Source organism: Nocardioides massiliensis, from assembly GCF_030811215.1.
Taxonomy (GTDB): Bacteria; Actinomycetota; Actinomycetes; order Propionibacteriales; family Nocardioidaceae; genus Nocardioides_A; species Nocardioides_A massiliensis.
On sequence record NZ_JAUSQM010000001.1, the window covers coordinates 746,826 to 762,357 of the forward strand.

The window sequence follows — 15,532 nt, forward strand, 5'->3', positions numbered from 1 at the left end:
CCGGCTTCGAGCCGACGACTCAGCCCTCCTCGAGGACCGAGTCGTCGGTCTCGGGGCTGAACTTGTGCCGCGAGAGCACGGCGGCGCGGGCGATCGCCATGCCGCCGACGGCGGACGTGGCGAGCTGGAAGACGATCGCGATGATCGCGCGGACGGTCGCGTCCCAGCCCGGGTGGACCAGCGCTCCGCCGGCCACCACGAGAGCCACCCCGACCCCGGCGGCGGTGGCGACGGCCGAGGCGCGGGTGTAGGGGTCGGGCAGGCGCAGCGCCCCGATGCCGGCGGCCAGGAAGACCACCGAGCCGAGCACGCACAGCGCCTGGCCGGTCACGTCGACCCAGTTCATCTCGCCCCCCTGTTCAGCAGCCTGGCCAGTCCCAGGGCGGACAGGAACGCCACCACGGTGCCCACGAGCACCAGGTCGAAGACGCCGCCGCTGCCGGCGCGCACGCCGACCAACGCGATCATCGCGATGATCGAGAACGCCAGCAGGTCGGCCCCGACCGCCCGGTCCGCATCACTCGGTCCCCGGACGATCCGGTAGCCGGCGATCAGGATCGTGATCCCGACCCCGACCATCGCGATCTCCAGTCCGATCATCGCTGCTCGCCTTCCTGGGAGCGGGGGCTGCCGGTCAGGGTCGTCCCCCGCAGCATCCGGGTCTCCATGTCCACCAGGTCGCGGACGGCGCTCGCCGCGTCGGGGTGGTACATCGAGTGCACCAGCAACTGGCGCTCGCCCTCGGCATCGTGGACCACCCCGATCGTCAGGGTCCCCGGCGTGAGCGTGATCAGCATCCCGATCAACGCGGCGTGCCCGTCTCGGATGCTCTGCAGCGGCATCCGCACGACCCGGGGCGTCGAGCGGTGACCGGTGGTCAGGACGTCGCTGAGGACGGCCAGCGACGACGTGACGATCTGACCGGCGTACCAGACGAGGAAGCGGACGAACCGCCACGGAAGACTCCACGCGCTCATCGCAACACCGCCTCCACGTACGCCGACGGGTCCGCCAGGCCCTCGGCAGCGACGCCGGTCAACGCCAGCAGGCCCTCGGCACCCAGGCCCATCACCAGGCTGGTCAGTGCCAGGATGACGGCGGGAACGGTGAGCGCGGCGCCCACCCGGGGCGACGCCTGCGCCTGCTTCGGCGCGGTGAGCACCGCTGTGCCCCCGCCGATCTCGGGCGCGGGGAGGGCCTCGACGCCGGTCTGCCCGGCCGTCTCGGGCTCCGGTCCGCCGTTGGCGAAGACACCGTTCCAGATCCGCACCACCGACAGCAGGGTCACCAGGCTGACCGCGAGCACCACGACGGCCGCCACGACCTGACCGGCGTCGAGGGCCGCCATCACGATGGCCAGCTTGGCCACGAAGCCCGAGAACGGTGGCAGCCCCGCCAGCGACAGCGCGCCGACGGCGAACGCCGCCGCGAGCAGCGGCTCTCGTCGCGCGACGCCGACCACCCCACCGAGGCGTCCGGTGCCGTAGCGGACCTCGACCGCGCCCACGGCCAGGAGGAGCGAGGCGGTCACCACCATGTGATGCAGGAGGTAGTAGATGCCGGCGCCGAGGCCCGCGACGCTGAACAGCGCCACGCCCAGCAGGATGAACCCCGTCCCGCGCACCATGTTGTAGGCCAGGATCGCCCGCATCGTGTCCGCGCCCGCAGCGCCCAGGACACCGATCACCATGGTCACGCTGAAGACCGCGACGCCGACCCACAGGAAGCGGGTGTCGCCGTCGAAGGCGACCGCGTAGATGCGGTAGACGGCGTAGATCGCGACCTTGGTGTGCAACGCGGAGAACAACGCCGTCACCGCCGGGGCGGTGGTCGGGTAGCTGCGCGTCAGCCAGCCGTACGCCGGGACGGCGCCGGCCTTCATCGACAGCGCGAACAGGCAGATCGCCAGGGCAGCCGCGGTCCACCCGGACTCGCGGCCCGCACCGGCGAGCTCGGCCAGGTTGACCGTGCCGGCCGTGCCGTAGACCAGCGCCACGCCGGCGAGGAAGACGGTCGAGACGAAGAGGTTGACCGTGACGTAGATCCGCGAGCCGACGACCGAGCGGGCGGTGCCGCGTCCGCGCCGGGCCAGCACCAGCAGGCCGTACGACGGGAGCAGCATCACCTCGACGAAGACGAACAGGTTGAACAGGTCGGCGGTGAGGAGCGCTCCGTTGACACCGGCGACGAGCACCAGGACGAGGGCGGGGAACAGCGGGCGGGCACCGACGCCGCTGGCCATCGCGAAGGCCACGCAGACCAGGGTCACGAAGCTCGTGCCGAGCAACATGAGCGCCGTGAGCGTGTCGACGACGAACGGGATCGCGATGCCCGCCGGCCAGCCGGCCACCCCGTGGGCCAGCACCTCGCCCTCGGCGGTGGCGCCGAGGAGGACGGCAGCGACGGTTATCTGGCCGACCAGGACCGCCACGACCAGTGACCGCGCGATCAGGGAGGTGCCCCGCGCGGCGGCCACCAGGCCCGCGACGAGCAACGGGATCGCGACCAGCAGGGGCAGGGCGGACTCAGCGTTCGGTGCGGGCATCGCGCACCTCCTCGGGGGTCGGGTCCGGGCCCGGCGGATCGACCGGCTCGTCGACCAGGTCGTCGGTGACGTCGTCCCCCTCGCGCCCGGCCACGGCGAGCACGAGCAGGTAGATCGTGATCGCGAATGCGATCACGATGGCGGTGAGCACGAACGCGGCGGGGAGCGGGTCGGCGGTCGAGGCCGGATCGAGGATCGACCCCAGCGCCTCGCCGCGCCGCTCGGGCCCGCCCGCGGTGATGATCATCAGGTTCACCGCGTGGCTGAGCAGCAGGAAGCCGAGCGCGATGCGCACCATCTCGCGCTGCAGCACGAGGTACGCGGCACCGGCGACGAGGACGCCGATGGTCAGGGCGAGCACGATCATCGCTGCGCCTCCTTCGTCCGCCTCGGGATCCGGCGCGGGGCGCGGGCGGGGTGGAGCGGGCCGATGGAGATGGGCGGGGCGGGGGGACGCGGTCGCAGGTGGCGACCCTCGGGGACGTCCTCGGCGAAGGCGCGGAGGTCGTCGTCCTCGATCACCCCGTCGTAGTCGTCGGGTGTGTCCGGTGGTGCCCCCAGCAGACCCAACGCCGCGAGGATGACACCGAGGACGCCGAGGTAGACGCCGACGTCGAAGATCAGAGCGGTCGTGACGTGGATCCCGAGCACGTAGCCGTCCAGCGGGCGCAGGAACGAGCCGTCGAGGAAGCCGAGGAAGCCCGTGAGCACCGCCACCACGATGCCGGCTCCCGCGACCCGCAGGTAGGGCAGCCGGGGCCGGCCCTGCTCGTCGCTGGGCGCGGCCAGATAGGCGAGCGCGAACGCGGACGCACCGACGAGAGCCCCGATGAACCCGCCGCCGGGGGCGTTGTGCCCGCGCAGCAGGAGGTAGACCGAGCCGAGGAGCATGACCGGGATCCCGACCCGGGCGAGCACCGCGATGAACAGTGCGTTGGCACCGGGCTCGGCGAGATCGTCCCAGGCGGTCTCGCCGCGGCTGTCGGGCACGACCCCGGCGCGGACGGGCTGGCTGACGGTGCGCGGGCGAGCCACCGGACGCGCGCGGACCAACGCCAGGATCGACAGGGCCGCGACGGCGAGCACGACGAGCTCGCCGAGGGTGTCCAGCGCACGGAAGTCCACCAGGATGCTGTTGACGACGTTGTCGGCGCCGGTCTCCTGCTGGGTGGTGGTGATGTAGTACTCCCCTGCGGGCGACAGCGGCCGTCGTCCGGTGAACGCGAGCGTCGCGAGGGTGGCCGCGACGCCCGCGAGGACGGCGACGACACCTGCGCCCCGGCGCCGCGGGAGCGAGGCGGCCCGGAAGCCGCGCGGGAGTCGCGCGAGCACGAACACCAGCACGACGACGGTGAGGATCTCGACCAGGAGCTGCGTCAGCGCCACGTCGACCGCACCGAGCGAGAGGAAGAAGACGCCGACGGTGAAGCCCACGACGCCGGCGGCGACGACCGCGCCGAGTCGGCTGCGGGCGCGGATGACCGCGGCGGTGCCGAAGGCGATCAGGAGCATCAGCGCCACGTCCAGGACGACGACGTCACCCCCCGGCACGGGTACGGCGCCGGTGAGGAGCGCGGCGACCCCGAGCCCTGCCAGGACGGTGAGCGGGACGGCGAGATACGCCGCAGGCGCGTCGCTGCGGCTCAACGCGCCCACCCCGCGGCCGGCTGCGACCGTGGCGCCCTGCACGCGCGCCACGACCCCGACCCCGGTCCAGGGCAGCAGGGAGCGGCCCTCGATCAGGCGGTCGACCCGGGCCCGCTGCCAGGCGAGGACGCCACCCAGCGCGAGCACGACCAGGGAGACGACGAGCGGGGCGTTGACGCCGTGCCACAGCGCCAGCGGGTAGTGCGCTCCTCCGACGGTGGCCTGCTGCGCGTCCCGCACCCACGGGTCGACGAGCACGACACCCGGGCCCAGCACCAGACCCGCGAGGGCGGTCAGGTGGACCATGGCGGTCATCGGCCGCGTGCCGGCGAGAGGGGCGACCTCTCCCGGGGCGCCGGTGACGAGGCCGATCACCAGCCGGGCGCTGTAGGCGACCGTCAGCACTGCCCCGGCCGCCAGCACCAGCGTCATCAACCAGGCCGACCCGCTCGGCGCGTCGATGACGGTCTCGAGCAACTGCTCCTTGGAGACGAAGCCGATCAGCGGCGGTGCACCGGCCATGCTGGCGGCGGCCAGCGCGGCTGCGGCGGTCGTCCACGGCATGGTGCGCGCCAACCCGCCGATCTCGCGAATATCCCGGCTGCCAGCGCGCTTCTCCAGCAGGCCGACCAGCATGAACCCCGACGACTTGAACAGCGCATGGGCGACGACGTGGACCGCGGCGGCCCGCAGCGCGAGCGGCGTACCGACCCCGACCGCGGTGACGAGGAGCCCGAGCTGACTCACGGTGGAGTAGGCCAGCAGCTCCTTGAGGTCGGTGCGTTGCAGGGCGAACACCGCGCCCATGACCGCGGTGATCAGTCCCAGGGTGATGAGCATCGGCCCCCACACGTCGCTGTGCGACGCGGCCGGCGCGAAGCGCATGAGCAGGAAGATGCCGGCCTTCACCATGGCCGCCGCGTGCAGGTAGGCGCTGACCGGCGCCGGGGCGACCATGGCGTCGGGCAACCAGGCGTGGAACGGGAACTGCGCCGACTTCGTCAGTGCCGCGACCGCGACCAGCACGGCGGCGCCGGTGGCGAAGCCCGGGTCCTCCGCCCACGCGGGCGAGGCGAGCGCTGCGCTCAGGCTCGTCGTACCGGTGGTCACGATGATGAGCACGACCGCGGCCAGGAGGCACAGCCCACCCATGAAGGTGACGAGGAAGGTCCGGGTCGCGGGCGGGCCCGCCTGGGGCCCCGAGCGCAGGATGAGCAGGTAGGAGCAGAGCGTCGTGAGCTCCCACGCCACGAACATCACGACCAGGTCGTCGGCCACGACCAGCACCAGCATCGCCGCGGCGAAGAAGGTCATCAGCACGTAGAACTGCGCCGCGCCGCCACGGTCGTGGGCGGGGAGGTACGTCGCCGAGTAGATCAGCACGACCGCACCGATCAGCAGCACCACGAGCGCGAAGAGCAGCGAGAGCCCGTCGAGCCGCAGCGCGAAGGCAACGTCGAGGGACGGCATCCAGGCGACCTCGGACACCAGCACGTCGTCGGCGCGGGCGGCCAGCACCCCGGTCGTCACCCCGAGCGCACCCAGGGCCGCGCCGAGGACGATCCCGGCGCGCGCACCGAGCCAGCCAGCCACGGGCACGGCCAGCAGGACGACCGTCGCTGCGGCGACGACGATCCAGAGCAGGGTCACGAGATACCGGCCTTCGGAGTCGGTGGCAGAGCTGCCGACCAGTCTTCCCGGCGCACCGCAGAGCATCATAGCCGTCGTCCCTGAGCACCCGGACTGCGTGGGTTACGGTGACCCGTGGTGTGCCGGGAAGTCTGGTCGGCGGTCGATGACCCTTCCCTGTCAGGAGCGTCCATGTCCAACCTGCTCACCGTCCCCGCGAGCCCTCGATGACGGCCACCACGACCGACGGGATCATCACCGCCGCCCACACGGCTGTCGAGGACGACGTCACCGTCGTCTCGCTCCACGACCGCGCAGGGCGGGCCCTGCTGACGTGGAACGAGACCGGAGGCACCCGCAGCCAGGAGTGGTTGGCGCAGCTCCAGGTGTCCCAACGCCCGGCCGACCTCCAGCTGGACGAGCTGGTCGTAGCGGTGCTGTGCGGACCGGAGCCGACACTGGCGGTCTACGAGCCGTTCGTCGACGGGGAGCCGTCGTTGCTCTCCCTCTTCGAGCTGACGCTTCCCCTGCCGGTCACCCACGCTGCCGCCGAGCTCCATCGCGACGCACACTGAGCAGTGGCACTGAGTGGGGGCACTGAGTGGGGGCACTGAGTGGGGGGCGCGCGCCCACGTGGCTTAACGCCCGCCGTGCTGGGGCACCATCGCAGGGTCCGAGACACCGGGCCGATGGCGCGCGGAGCATCGCAGGGCGCATCGCCGCTAGGCTCGGCTCCGACTTCGAACGAGAGGCCGCTTCATGACTGCCGCAGAACCCACCCCGACCGTCGCGTCCACCGAGGACCCGACCATCGGGCGGCTGGTCGCCGACGCCACGCGCGACATCTCCACCCTGGTGCAGCACGAGATCGCCCTGGCGAAGTCCGAGCTGAAGGTGAGCGCCACGGCCGGCGGCATCGGCGTCGCCTTCTTCGCCGTCGCCGCGTTCCTCGGCCTCCTCTCGATCATCTTCCTCTCGATCGCAGGCGCGCACTTCCTCAGCATGACCGGGCTGCACCTCGCGTGGTGCTACCTGATCGTCTTCGGCGTCTACGCCCTGCTGATCGCCACGCTGGTGCTGCTCGGCATCAAGAAGGTCAAGAAGGTGAGGGCTCCGGAGCGCGCCATCCACCAGGCGCAGGAGACCAAGCTCGCGCTGACCAAGCGCGGCACCGCGGCCTGAGTCGTCGCCACACCACCCCAGCGGCCCCGGGAGCACGCGTGGACCCCGTGGACCTGTCCGGGCCGTGGACGCACCGCCGGGTCGCCGCCAACGGCGCACGCTTCCACGTCGCCCTCAGCGAGCCGGCCGGTGACCCGCTCGGCGAGGCACCCCTGGTCGTGCTGCTGCACGGGTTCCCCCAGCTGTGGTGGGCCTGGCGCCACCAGCTTCCCGCGCTCGCCGCAGCCGGCTACCGGACCGCCGCGCTCGACCTGCGCGGGTACGGCGGGTCCGACAAGACCCCCAACGGCTACGACCCCCAGACCCTCGCCGCCGACGTCGACGGCGTCATCGGAGCGCTGGGCGCCTCGCGCGCGACGCTGGTCGGGCACGGGTGGGGCGGGTACGTCGCCTGGGCGACGGCGTTGCAGCACCCGGAGCAGGTGGCGGGCCTCGCGGCGCTCGCCGCGCCTCACCCCGCGACGCTGATGCGTCGATTGCGCACTCGCGGCGGCCGTCGTGCCCTGCGGCACCTGCTGCGCATGCAGGTGCCGGTGGTCCCCGAGCGCCGGCTCGCCGACCCCGCGAGCGGCATGCTCGCCGAGCACCTCCTGGCCTGGTCGGGCACGACGTTCCCGTCGCCCGAGGAGCTGTCGGCGTACCAGAGCGCCTTCTCCGTCTGGCCCTCCGCGCACTGCGCACTGGAGTACCACCGCTGGCTGCTGCGGTCGCGACTGCGTGCCGACGGGCGGGCGTTCTCCGCGGCGATGCGCGCGGAGGTCGCCGTCCCGGTGCTGGAGGTGTACGGCGGACGCGACCCGGTCGTCACCCCGCCGCGCCGCCCACGCACCCCGGCCGGCGTCACGGGGGCGTACGACGTCCGCACCGTCCCTGCCAGCGGGCACTTCCTGCCCGAGGAGGCCCCGGCTGAGGTCACCGACCTGCTGCTGGAGTGGCTGGGGACGCTCAGGCACATCCCTGGGTGCTGACGGGGCTGTCGTTGCCGAGGCCGTTGGCCGCTGCCGAGGCGACCTGCTCGGCGGTCAGGGCGTAGCCGGTGTCGGGATCGCTCACCGACGCGGCGAAGATGACGCCGACGACGTCGCCGCGGCGGTTGACCAGCGGACCGCCGGAGTTGCCGGGGCGGACCAGCCCACGCAGGGAGTAGACCTCGCGCACGACCACGCCGTTGCCGTAGATGTCGGGTGACCGCAGCCGCTGCTCGCCGCGGATCCGGGCGGACTGGACGTTGTAGGGACCGTCGTTGGGATAGCCGAGCACCGCAGCGGGCTGGCGGGCCTCCGCGGTGCGCTCGAAGCTGAGGAAGGGGCGGCGTACGCCGTCGACGGCCAGCACCGCGACGTCGATGGCCGGGTCGTAGTGGACGACCGTCGCGTCGAGCTCCTCGTCACCGACGGTGACGACCGGGTCGCTGACCCCGGCGACGACGTGGGCGTTGGTCATCAGCCGGTCGGGGGAGTACAGGAAGCCGGTGCCCTCGACCCCGCGCCCGCAGCTGTTCTGCCCGCGGATCTTGAGCACGCTCTGCTCGGCGGCCTGCACGCCTGGCTGGCGACCGATCCGGCCGGGCGGCGGGCCGACGTCGACGATCCGCTCCGGCGCGAACGGCTCGAGGTAGCGCGGGAAGAAGCTCGAGCCGACGACGTCGTTGAAGGCCTGCAGCCCACGGTGGACGGGAGCCGGGACGACCTCGTCGACCTGGGCGAGCACCGCAGAAGAGCGCACGAGCGGGGTGACGGTGGGGATCCGGGAGCCGCTGACGGCCACGCCGAGGGCCCAGGAGACGAGGAGCACGGCCACCGCGCTGAGCGCCGCGCCGCCGACGGCGTCGAGGGCCCGCGCGGGCTGCCAGGTGACCTTGTCGCGCAACCGGCCCCCGGCGTACTGCAGGATCGCCTGACCGACCGAGGCGCACACGAGCACGACGAACAGCGCACCGAGCGAGACCCACACGGCAGGGGCCGCGGAGCCGAGCAGCTGCGGCGCCAGCCAGATGCCGAGGAGACCGCCCAGGAGCAGGCCGGCGGTGGCGAACGCGCCCGAGATGAACCCCTGCCAGTAGCCGGACAACGCATAGGCCAGCACGACTACGACCAGGATCCAGTCGAGTGCGTTCACGGCCTCTCCTCCCGCAGCAGGGCCTCGGCCCGGCGGATGCGCTCGGCAGCGCCCTCGGGCACGGCGAGCATATGAGGCGGCAGGTCGTGGACGGCGGCGCTGTCCTCCCACGGGCGCGTCATGCCGACGTAGTCGAACAGCCGCGCGATCAGGCCCGCGGTGAAACCCCAGAGGATGAGGTCCTTGTCGTCACCGATGAGGAAGCCCGGCCCGAGCCAGCCCGAGGGGTGGCGCACTCGGATGCGGTGAGCCGGGTCGAGCAGCTCCGCCACCGGGACCCGCAGCACGGCGTGGACCTCGTCGGGATCGACGACCGCCACGGGACACTCCTCGCGCCACCAGCCGATGACGGGCGTGACCGCGTGGTTGCTCGGCGGGATCCACAGCTCGGGCAGGAGTCCGACCACCTCGACGCCGGCAGGATCGACGCCGACCTCCTCCTCGGCCTCGCGCAACGCCGTGTGGAGGAGGTCGAGGTCGGTGGGGTCCATGGCGCCCCCCGGGAAGGAGACCTGGCCGGGGTGGGAACGCATGTGGTGGGCCCGCTCGGTCAGCAGCAGGTCGGGACCGGAGTCGCACTCCCCGAAGAGCATGAGGACCGCACTGCGGCGCGGGTCGGCATCCGGCGGGGGCAGGAAACGGGTCAGGTCGTGACCGGTGATGGTGTCGAGCGCTTCGCGCACCGGGATGAGCCAGTCCGGCAACTCGTGGTGCGGCGTCGCGGCCCTCACAGCGCGACCCCCAGGTGCTCACGCACGAGGTCCTCGAGCTGCTCGAGGCTGGTGATCTCGATGCCCTGGGAGTAGGTGATCGCGCCATCAGCGTCGATCATCACCAGCATCGGGATGGCGCGCACCCGCAGCGCGCTGCCGAGGGCGAGGTCGGTGTCGGCGAGCTGGGGGTACGTCGCGTCGTACTTCTCCAGCATCTCGATCGCTGCCACCGGCTGCGGGTCGCTCCAGTCGATGCCGAGCACGGGCACGCGGTCGCCGTGCTGGTCGTGGAAGTCGGCATAGATCGGCAGCTCGCGCGCGCACGGCGGGCACCACTCGGCCCAGAGGTTGATCACCATCGGCCCGCGCAGGGTGCCGACGTCGACCGCCTCACCCCCACCGAGGCAGGGCAGGACCAGTGACGGCAGCCCGTCCTCGGCCGCGGACTCGGCCGGGCCGGGCGCGCACGCCTCGATGCCGGCGCGCTCCTTGGCACGGCGCAGCTGCGGGGTGTCGACCACGATCCGGCTCGGCCCGAACCCGGCGCCGCCGGACCCGGACTCCGACTCGCTGAGCAGCTCACTCGTGGTGGGGGTGCCCGACGGCACGCCGGTCAGCCCCCAGACGACGAGGCCGCCGACACCGCCGACGAGCACCGCCAGCAGCAGCGCGCTGAACCACGGCGACGACCGGCGCGCAGGCGTGTCGGACGGGGCAGGGTGCACCGCTCCAGCCTAGGTGAGTGGCCCGACCGGGTTGCCGGGCCTACCGGGTCCTCAGGCCCGTCCCTCGGTGCGCACGAGCTTCTCCGCCTTCTCGGGGTCGGTGGGGCCCTCGCCGTACGACGGGCACCAGCGCGCGACCGGACAGGCGCCACAGGCGGGGTTGCGCGCGTGGCAGCGACGGCGACCGTGCCAGATCAGCCGGTGGCTGAGCATCGTCCAGTCGCGCTTGGGGAACAGCGCGCCGATCGCGTGCTCGACCTTGACCGGGTCGGTCTCGTCGGTCCAGCCGAAGCGGCGCACGAGCCGGCCGAAGTGGGTGTCGACGGTGATGCCGGGGACGTCGAAGGCGTTGCCCAGCACGACGTTGGCGGTCTTGCGGCCCACTCCGGGCAGGGTGACGAGGTCCTCGAGCCGTGCCGGCACCTGGCCGTCGTACTTCTCCACGAGGGCCTGCGACAGCTTGAGCAGCGACTCGGTCTTGGCGCGGAAGAACCCGGTCGGCTGGATGAGCTGCTCGAGGTGCTCGCGCTCGGCGCCGGCCATGGCGACGGCGTCGGGGTAGGCGGCGAACAGCGCCGGACGCACCGCGTTGACCCGCTTGTCGGTGGTCTGGGCCGACAGCACCGTGACGACGAGCAGCTCGAAGGCGTTCGCGAAGTCGAGCTCGCAATGCGCGTCGGGATAGGTCTCGGCGAGCACGCGGTTGATCTTGCGCGCGCGCCGGACCAGCGCCGTGTCGGGGCGTTCGGGCGATGCGGGGGCAGGACGAGCCACGGTCGCAGCCTACGTTCCCCCGCGCTCGCGCCCGTTCCTCCCACTGGCACGCAAGGTGGGCGGAATGTCACCCAGGCTCCGCTAGAGTCAGCGCCAGAAGAGAGGATGTGTGACGTGGACGACGTACTCCGCCAGGCCCCGCTGTTCAACGCGCTCGACGACGAGGCGGCGGCTGCGCTGCGCGCCTCCATGACCGAGTCCCGGTTGCGACGTGGCGAGGTGTTGTTCCGCGAGGGTGACTCCGGCGACAAGGCCTACGTCGTCCTCGAGGGCAAGGTGAAGCTCGGTCGCACCTCCGCCGACGGGCGGGAGAACCTCCTCGCCATCCTCGGCCCCGGGCAGATGTTCGGCGAGCTGTCGCTGTTCGACCCCGGCCCGCGCTCGGCCACCGTCACCGCCGTCACCGACGCCGCCTTCTCCTCGCTCTCCCACGAGGACCTCACCCGCTGGCTCGACGGCCGCCCCGCCGTCGCCCGCGGCCTGCTGACCCAGCTCGCCGGCCGGCTGCGCAAGGCCAACGACGTCGTCGCCGACCTGGTCTTCTCCGACGTCCCCGGTCGCGTCGCCAAGGCCCTCATCGACCTCGCCGAGCGCTTCGGCCGCACCGCCGACGACGGCACCCACGTCCACCACGACCTCACCCAGGAGGAGCTCGCCCAGCTGGTCGGCGCCTCCCGCGAGACGGTCAACAAGGCCCTGGCCGACTTCGCCTCCCGCGGCTGGATCCGCCTCGAGCCCCGCTCCGTGGTCATCATGGACCTCGAGCGCCTGGGGCGCCGCGCCCGCTGAGCAACGCTGGCGGGGGGCAGTTTCACCGCCCGTGCCGCGACACGCCCGCTGGTCGAACGAAACTGACGCCTCCGACGCCCGGTTTCGTTCGACGAGTGTGACGTCTGGGGCCGGTGTGATCGGCGTACGCCGCCTCGCCCGGCCGACGAGCTCACCCGCACGGGCCGATGCCGCGGCGAGCAACCCCCACCGCCGTACGCCGTAGGGGGGTGCGGTCGGCTGCCCTTCACGCCCCACGTGCGGCACCACTCGCGCCCCACGGGCACCATTCGTCGAACGAAACCGGGCGTTCAGCCGGGGAGAAACGTTCGACGAGCGGGCGTGTCGTTAGTCGGGCGGTGAAACTGCCCCCACCCTCCAACTCACAGCAGGGTCGACCAGTAGTCCCAGAACCGGATGGCGATGGCGCCGATGATGACGACGTAGATCAGCACCGGGCCGAGCAGGTGGTAGTCGCGCAGGGTGCGGGTGAGGCCGCTGCGGGCGAGGCCCGCGCCGAGGTGCCCGGCGCGCAGGTTGTGCAGGGTGGTGTACCAGAACATCGGGATGACGACGGCCCACACCACCATGCAGTAGGGGCACAGCGCGTCGATGGTGTAGATGCTCTGGTAGGCCAGCCAGCTGATGAACACCATGCCGGCGGTGACGCCGAGCTGCAGGCCGAGCCAGTACCACCGCGCCAGCCTGCCGCCGGCGAGCATCGCCATGGCGGAGGCCAGGACGAGCGGGAAGCCCGCGACGCCGAGGATCGGGTTGGGGAAGCCGAACAGCGCGGCCTGGTCGGTCACCATCACCGACCCGCACGAGAGCACCGGGTTGAGCGAGCAGGACGGGACGTAGCCCGGGTCCTCGGCGAGCATGATCCGCTCGATCAGCAGCGTGGCCGAGGCGACCAGACCGATCAGTGCGCCGATCGCCAGGAGCCACACGAGTGCTTTGCTCGGCTCGGTGCGCACGACGTCGTCGGCGGGGTCGGCGTAGGGGTCGTCGTGGGCCAGCTCCGACTCGAACTCCGAGTCAGGGGCCGAGTCGTAGTCGGTCGTGGTGCCACTCATCGACGCTCTCCTTGCGCGAGGAACTCCAGCTGGGCGCGGACGCTGAGCTCGGCGGCGCCCCACAGCACGGGGTCGACGTCGGCATACACCGTCTCCACCACGGTACGCGCGTCGGCCTCGCTCGCCCGCACTCCCAGGGAATTCACAGCTTCGCGCACTTGCTCGAGGCGCTGCTGGCGGTGGCTGCGGTAGTAGTCGAGCGCGGCCAGCGCATCGGTGATCACCGGGCCGTGGCCGGGCCAGATCGCGGTGGCCTCCTGTGCCTCGGCCAGCGCGTGCAGCCGGTCGAGGGAGTCGAGGTAGGCGCCGAGCTGGCCGTCGGGGTGGGCGACCACCGTCGTGCCGCGGCCGAGCACGGTGTCGCCGGTCAGCACCGCACGCTCGGCCGGCACCATGAACGACAGCGAGTCGGCCGTGTGACCGGGCGTGCCGACGACGTGCACCTCCAGCCCCTCGACCGCGACGACGTCACCGTCGTACAGACCCTCCGAGCCCAGCCGGTACGCCGGGTCCAGCGCGCGCACCCCACAGCCCATCCGCTCGGCGAAGGAGCGGGCCGCCTCGGAGTGGTCGTGGTGGTGGTGGGTGAGGAGCACGGCGGCGACCTCGCCTGCAGTCTCGGCGACCGCATCCAGGTGGCTGAGGATCTCCGGGCCGGGGTCGACGACGATCGACCGGCGGGCATCGGGCTCGCGCAGCACCCAGGTGTTGGTGCCGTCGAGGGTCATGATGTTGGGGTTGGGCGCGAGCACGCACTGCGCGCGTTCGCCGAACGACCCCCCGCTCCAGGTCGCCGCCGGGTCCGTCACACCGGGCTCCCCGGCCCGCGCCGGCGCTCGGCGACCAGCGGCCGCAGCCGGTCCGGCATCGACAGCGTCCAACCGTCCCCCAGCGCCTCGACGCTCGGGGTGAACATCGACGCCGTCCGCTGCCGGGCCTCGGCGAAGGCCGCGTCGGGGTCGGCGTACTGGCTGATGTCGAGGCAGGTGAGGTACGTCGGCGGCAGCATCGCCAGCGTGCCGGCGTCGGCCTGCTCGGCGGCCACCGCAGCCGGGAGCCACGTCACCTCCGACGACTCCCGCGACACGTCGCGGGTGCGCTGGCCCTCGGGCAGCCGCGCGACGAAGAACCAGGTGCGGTAGCGCTTGGGCTCGAAGACCGGTGTGAGCCAGGCGTCCCACACCTCCAGCAGGTCGGTGCGCAGCACAAGCCCGCGGCGGTGGAGGAACTCGGTCATCGCCAGCTCGCGCGACTCCAGCGCGTGCCGGTCGGCCTCCCAGTCCTCACCGGTGGTGTCGGCGACGACCTCGTCGGCGGTGCCGGCCAGCAGCACCCCGGACTCCTCGAACGTCTCCCGCACGGCCGCGCACACCAGCGCCCGCGCGGTCTCCTCATCGCAGCCGAGCCGCGCCGCCCACTGCTGCGGCGACGGACCGGCCCACGCGACCGCGGCGTCGAAGTCGCGCTTGTCGACGCCACCGCCCGGGAAGACCGCCATCCCGGCGGCGAAGTCCATCGAGACCTGGCGCCGCAGCAGGTAGGCCTCGGGGCCTTCGGGGCCCGGACGCAGCAGCACCACGGTCGCGGCGTCGCGCGGCTCGACCGGCGTACGCCGCCCGTCGTCGTACTCACGCGCGACCTCGAGCAGGTGCGCGGGCAACGGCACCGGAGGAAGCGGGATGCGCACGCTCAGACCTCGACCATCAGCTCGACCTCGACCGGCGCGTCGAGCGGCAGGACCGCGACGCCCACCGCCGAGCGCGCGTGCGCGCCCACCTCGGCGAACACCTCGCCCAGCAGCTCCGAGACGCCGTTGGCGACCTGCGGCTGCCCGGTGAAGTCGGGGGTGGAGGCGACGAAGACGACGACCTTGACGATCCGCTTCACCCGCGACAGCTCACCGATCTCGGCGTGCACCGCGGCGATCGCGTTGAGGGCGCACTGCCGGGCGCAGTCGTAGGCCTCCTCGGCCGACACCTCGCCGCCGACCTTGCCGGTGCGGATGAGCTGGCCGTCGACCATGGGCAGCTGACCGGAGGTGAAGACGTGCGAGCCCGAGCGCACCGCGGGGACGTACGCCGCCACCGGCGCGGCCACGGCCGGGATCTGCAGGCCGAGGTCGGCGAGCCGCTCCTCGGGGGTCAGCGCCGGGCCGGTCATGCGCTCTTGGGTCGCTTGAAGTAGGCGACCAGGTTCTCGGGGTTCATGCCCGGCACGATCTGCACGAGCTCCCAGCCGTCCTCACCGAAGTTGTCGAGGATCTGCTTGGTCGCGTGCACGAGCACGGGCGCGGTCAGGTACTCCCACTTGGTCATGCCCGCGACCCTACTCGGCCCGACCGATTAGGTTCGCCGG

Annotated in this window: 19 protein-coding genes; 4 read left to right on the forward strand and 15 right to left on the reverse strand. The window is 72.6% G+C overall.

Annotation, left to right across the window (positions count from 1 at the left end; translation table 11 throughout):
• Nucleotides 1-19 precede the first annotated feature (19 nt).
• From J2S59_RS03780 to J2S59_RS03805, 6 genes are read right to left on the reverse strand one after another with little or no spacing between them, the layout of a single operon-like run.
• Complete coding sequence (locus tag J2S59_RS03780) at nucleotides 20-346, reverse strand: cation:proton antiporter (RefSeq protein WP_068122804.1); 327 nt, start codon at nucleotides 344-346, stop codon at nucleotides 20-22.
• Nucleotides 343-600 carry an MrpF/PhaF family protein gene (locus J2S59_RS03785; RefSeq protein WP_068122808.1) on the reverse strand — a complete coding sequence of 86 codons (258 nt, stop codon included), beginning with the start codon at nucleotides 598-600 and terminating at the stop codon, nucleotides 343-345. The genes J2S59_RS03780 and J2S59_RS03785 overlap by 4 nt, the downstream gene beginning before the upstream one ends.
• The gene (locus J2S59_RS03790; RefSeq protein WP_068122810.1) at nucleotides 597-977 is read right to left on the reverse strand and encodes a Na+/H+ antiporter subunit E; all 381 of its coding nucleotides are present in this window, start codon (nucleotides 975-977) and stop codon (nucleotides 597-599) included. The genes J2S59_RS03785 and J2S59_RS03790 overlap by 4 nt, the downstream gene beginning before the upstream one ends.
• Nucleotides 974-2,545 carry a monovalent cation/H+ antiporter subunit D family protein gene (locus tag J2S59_RS03795; protein WP_068122813.1) on the reverse strand — a complete coding sequence of 524 codons (1,572 nt, stop codon included), beginning with the start codon at nucleotides 2,543-2,545 and terminating at the stop codon, nucleotides 974-976. The genes J2S59_RS03790 and J2S59_RS03795 overlap by 4 nt, the downstream gene beginning before the upstream one ends.
• The gene (locus J2S59_RS03800) at nucleotides 2,526-2,912 is read right to left on the reverse strand and encodes a sodium:proton antiporter (protein WP_246360483.1); all 387 of its coding nucleotides are present in this window, start codon (nucleotides 2,910-2,912) and stop codon (nucleotides 2,526-2,528) included. Before J2S59_RS03800 ends, J2S59_RS03795 begins: the two co-directional genes overlap by 20 nt.
• The gene (locus J2S59_RS03805) at nucleotides 2,909-5,842 is read right to left on the reverse strand and encodes a DUF4040 family protein (protein ID WP_306824824.1); all 2,934 of its coding nucleotides are present in this window, start codon (nucleotides 5,840-5,842) and stop codon (nucleotides 2,909-2,911) included. The genes J2S59_RS03800 and J2S59_RS03805 overlap by 4 nt, the downstream gene beginning before the upstream one ends.
• A gap of 206 nt (nucleotides 5,843-6,048) precedes the next feature.
• On the opposite strand from J2S59_RS03805, the gene J2S59_RS03810 reads away from it, so the two are divergent.
• From J2S59_RS03810 to J2S59_RS03820, 3 genes are all read left to right on the forward strand, one after another.
• Nucleotides 6,049-6,396 (forward strand): hypothetical protein, encoded by a 348-nt coding sequence (locus J2S59_RS03810; RefSeq protein WP_068120861.1) that lies wholly within the window; start codon nucleotides 6,049-6,051, stop codon nucleotides 6,394-6,396.
• A gap of 184 nt (nucleotides 6,397-6,580) precedes the next feature.
• Nucleotides 6,581-7,003, forward strand: coding sequence for a phage holin family protein (locus J2S59_RS03815; RefSeq protein ID WP_068120863.1), 423 nt, complete (start codon nucleotides 6,581-6,583; stop codon nucleotides 7,001-7,003).
• A gap of 38 nt (nucleotides 7,004-7,041) precedes the next feature.
• Complete coding sequence (locus J2S59_RS03820; RefSeq protein WP_306824825.1) at nucleotides 7,042-7,971, forward strand: alpha/beta fold hydrolase; 930 nt, start codon at nucleotides 7,042-7,044, stop codon at nucleotides 7,969-7,971.
• On the opposite strand, the gene J2S59_RS03825 is transcribed toward J2S59_RS03820, so the two are convergent.
• From J2S59_RS03825 to nth, 4 genes are read right to left on the reverse strand one after another with little or no spacing between them, the layout of a single operon-like run.
• Complete coding sequence (locus J2S59_RS03825) at nucleotides 7,949-9,121, reverse strand: MarP family serine protease (protein ID WP_068118538.1); 1,173 nt, start codon at nucleotides 9,119-9,121, stop codon at nucleotides 7,949-7,951. The genes J2S59_RS03820 and J2S59_RS03825 overlap by 23 nt on opposite strands.
• The gene (locus tag J2S59_RS03830) at nucleotides 9,118-9,852 is read right to left on the reverse strand and encodes an NUDIX hydrolase (RefSeq protein ID WP_181641655.1); all 735 of its coding nucleotides are present in this window, start codon (nucleotides 9,850-9,852) and stop codon (nucleotides 9,118-9,120) included. The genes J2S59_RS03825 and J2S59_RS03830 overlap by 4 nt, the downstream gene beginning before the upstream one ends.
• Entirely contained in the window at nucleotides 9,849-10,559 is a 711-nt protein-coding gene (locus J2S59_RS03835) for a TlpA family protein disulfide reductase (RefSeq protein WP_068118541.1), read from the reverse strand. The genes J2S59_RS03830 and J2S59_RS03835 overlap by 4 nt, the downstream gene beginning before the upstream one ends.
• A 51-nt stretch (nucleotides 10,560-10,610) precedes the next feature.
• Nucleotides 10,611-11,333 (reverse strand): endonuclease III, encoded by a 723-nt coding sequence (nth, locus tag J2S59_RS03840; protein WP_306824826.1) that lies wholly within the window; start codon nucleotides 11,331-11,333, stop codon nucleotides 10,611-10,613.
• A 105-nt stretch (nucleotides 11,334-11,438) separates the two neighbouring features.
• Here nth and J2S59_RS03845 point away from each other — a divergent pair, with 105 nt between their 5' ends.
• The gene (locus J2S59_RS03845) at nucleotides 11,439-12,122 is read left to right on the forward strand and encodes a Crp/Fnr family transcriptional regulator (RefSeq protein WP_438361597.1); all 684 of its coding nucleotides are present in this window, start codon (nucleotides 11,439-11,441) and stop codon (nucleotides 12,120-12,122) included.
• 362 nt (nucleotides 12,123-12,484) lie between these two features.
• On the opposite strand, the gene J2S59_RS03850 is transcribed toward J2S59_RS03845, so the two are convergent.
• Genes J2S59_RS03850 through sp36 form a run of 5 tightly spaced genes read right to left on the reverse strand, consistent with a single transcriptional unit; the run spans nucleotide 12,485 to nucleotide 15,492 of the window.
• A complete protein-coding gene (locus tag J2S59_RS03850; RefSeq protein WP_181641572.1) occupies nucleotides 12,485-13,177 on the reverse strand; it encodes a vitamin K epoxide reductase family protein in 693 nt (230 codons plus the stop codon).
• Nucleotides 13,174-13,986 (reverse strand): MBL fold metallo-hydrolase, encoded by an 813-nt coding sequence (locus tag J2S59_RS03855; protein ID WP_068117646.1) that lies wholly within the window; start codon nucleotides 13,984-13,986, stop codon nucleotides 13,174-13,176. Before J2S59_RS03855 ends, J2S59_RS03850 begins: the two co-directional genes overlap by 4 nt.
• On the reverse strand, nucleotides 13,983-14,864 hold the full coding sequence (locus J2S59_RS03860) for an NUDIX hydrolase (RefSeq protein ID WP_068117642.1): 882 nt from the start codon (nucleotides 14,862-14,864) through the stop codon (nucleotides 13,983-13,985). Before J2S59_RS03860 ends, J2S59_RS03855 begins: the two co-directional genes overlap by 4 nt.
• Nucleotides 14,865-14,866: 2 nt before the next feature.
• Nucleotides 14,867-15,337 (reverse strand): RidA family protein, encoded by a 471-nt coding sequence (locus J2S59_RS03865; RefSeq protein WP_068117639.1) that lies wholly within the window; start codon nucleotides 15,335-15,337, stop codon nucleotides 14,867-14,869.
• A complete protein-coding gene (sp36, locus tag J2S59_RS03870; protein ID WP_181641571.1) occupies nucleotides 15,334-15,492 on the reverse strand; it encodes a Sp36 family protein in 159 nt (52 codons plus the stop codon). The genes J2S59_RS03865 and sp36 overlap by 4 nt, the downstream gene beginning before the upstream one ends.
• Nucleotides 15,493-15,532 lie beyond the last annotated feature (40 nt).

What these genes read in the sequence shown, in the direction of transcription:
- J2S59_RS03780 (WP_068122804.1), bottom strand. Translation starts at nt 346, where the DNA reads ATGAACTGGGTCGACGTGACCGGCCAGGCGCTGTGCGTGCTCGGCTCG.
- J2S59_RS03785 (WP_068122808.1), bottom strand. Translation starts at nt 600, where the DNA reads ATGATCGGACTGGAGATCGCGATGGTCGGGGTCGGGATCACGATCCTG.
- J2S59_RS03790 (WP_068122810.1), bottom strand. Translation starts at nt 977, where the DNA reads ATGAGCGCGTGGAGTCTTCCGTGGCGGTTCGTCCGCTTCCTCGTCTGG.
- J2S59_RS03795 (WP_068122813.1), bottom strand. Translation starts at nt 2,545, where the DNA reads ATGCCCGCACCGAACGCTGAGTCCGCCCTGCCCCTGCTGGTCGCGATC.
- J2S59_RS03800 (WP_246360483.1), bottom strand. Translation starts at nt 2,912, where the DNA reads ATGATCGTGCTCGCCCTGACCATCGGCGTCCTCGTCGCCGGTGCCGCG.
- J2S59_RS03810 (WP_068120861.1), top strand. Translation starts at nt 6,049, where the DNA reads ATGACGGCCACCACGACCGACGGGATCATCACCGCCGCCCACACGGCT.
- J2S59_RS03815 (WP_068120863.1), top strand. Translation starts at nt 6,581, where the DNA reads ATGACTGCCGCAGAACCCACCCCGACCGTCGCGTCCACCGAGGACCCG.
- J2S59_RS03845 (WP_438361597.1), top strand. Translation starts at nt 11,439, where the DNA reads ATGTGTGACGTGGACGACGTACTCCGCCAGGCCCCGCTGTTCAACGCG.
- J2S59_RS03850 (WP_181641572.1), bottom strand. Translation starts at nt 13,177, where the DNA reads ATGAGTGGCACCACGACCGACTACGACTCGGCCCCTGACTCGGAGTTC.
- J2S59_RS03865 (WP_068117639.1), bottom strand. Translation starts at nt 15,337, where the DNA reads ATGACCGGCCCGGCGCTGACCCCCGAGGAGCGGCTCGCCGACCTCGGC.
- sp36 (WP_181641571.1), bottom strand. Translation starts at nt 15,492, where the DNA reads ATGACCAAGTGGGAGTACCTGACCGCGCCCGTGCTCGTGCACGCGACC.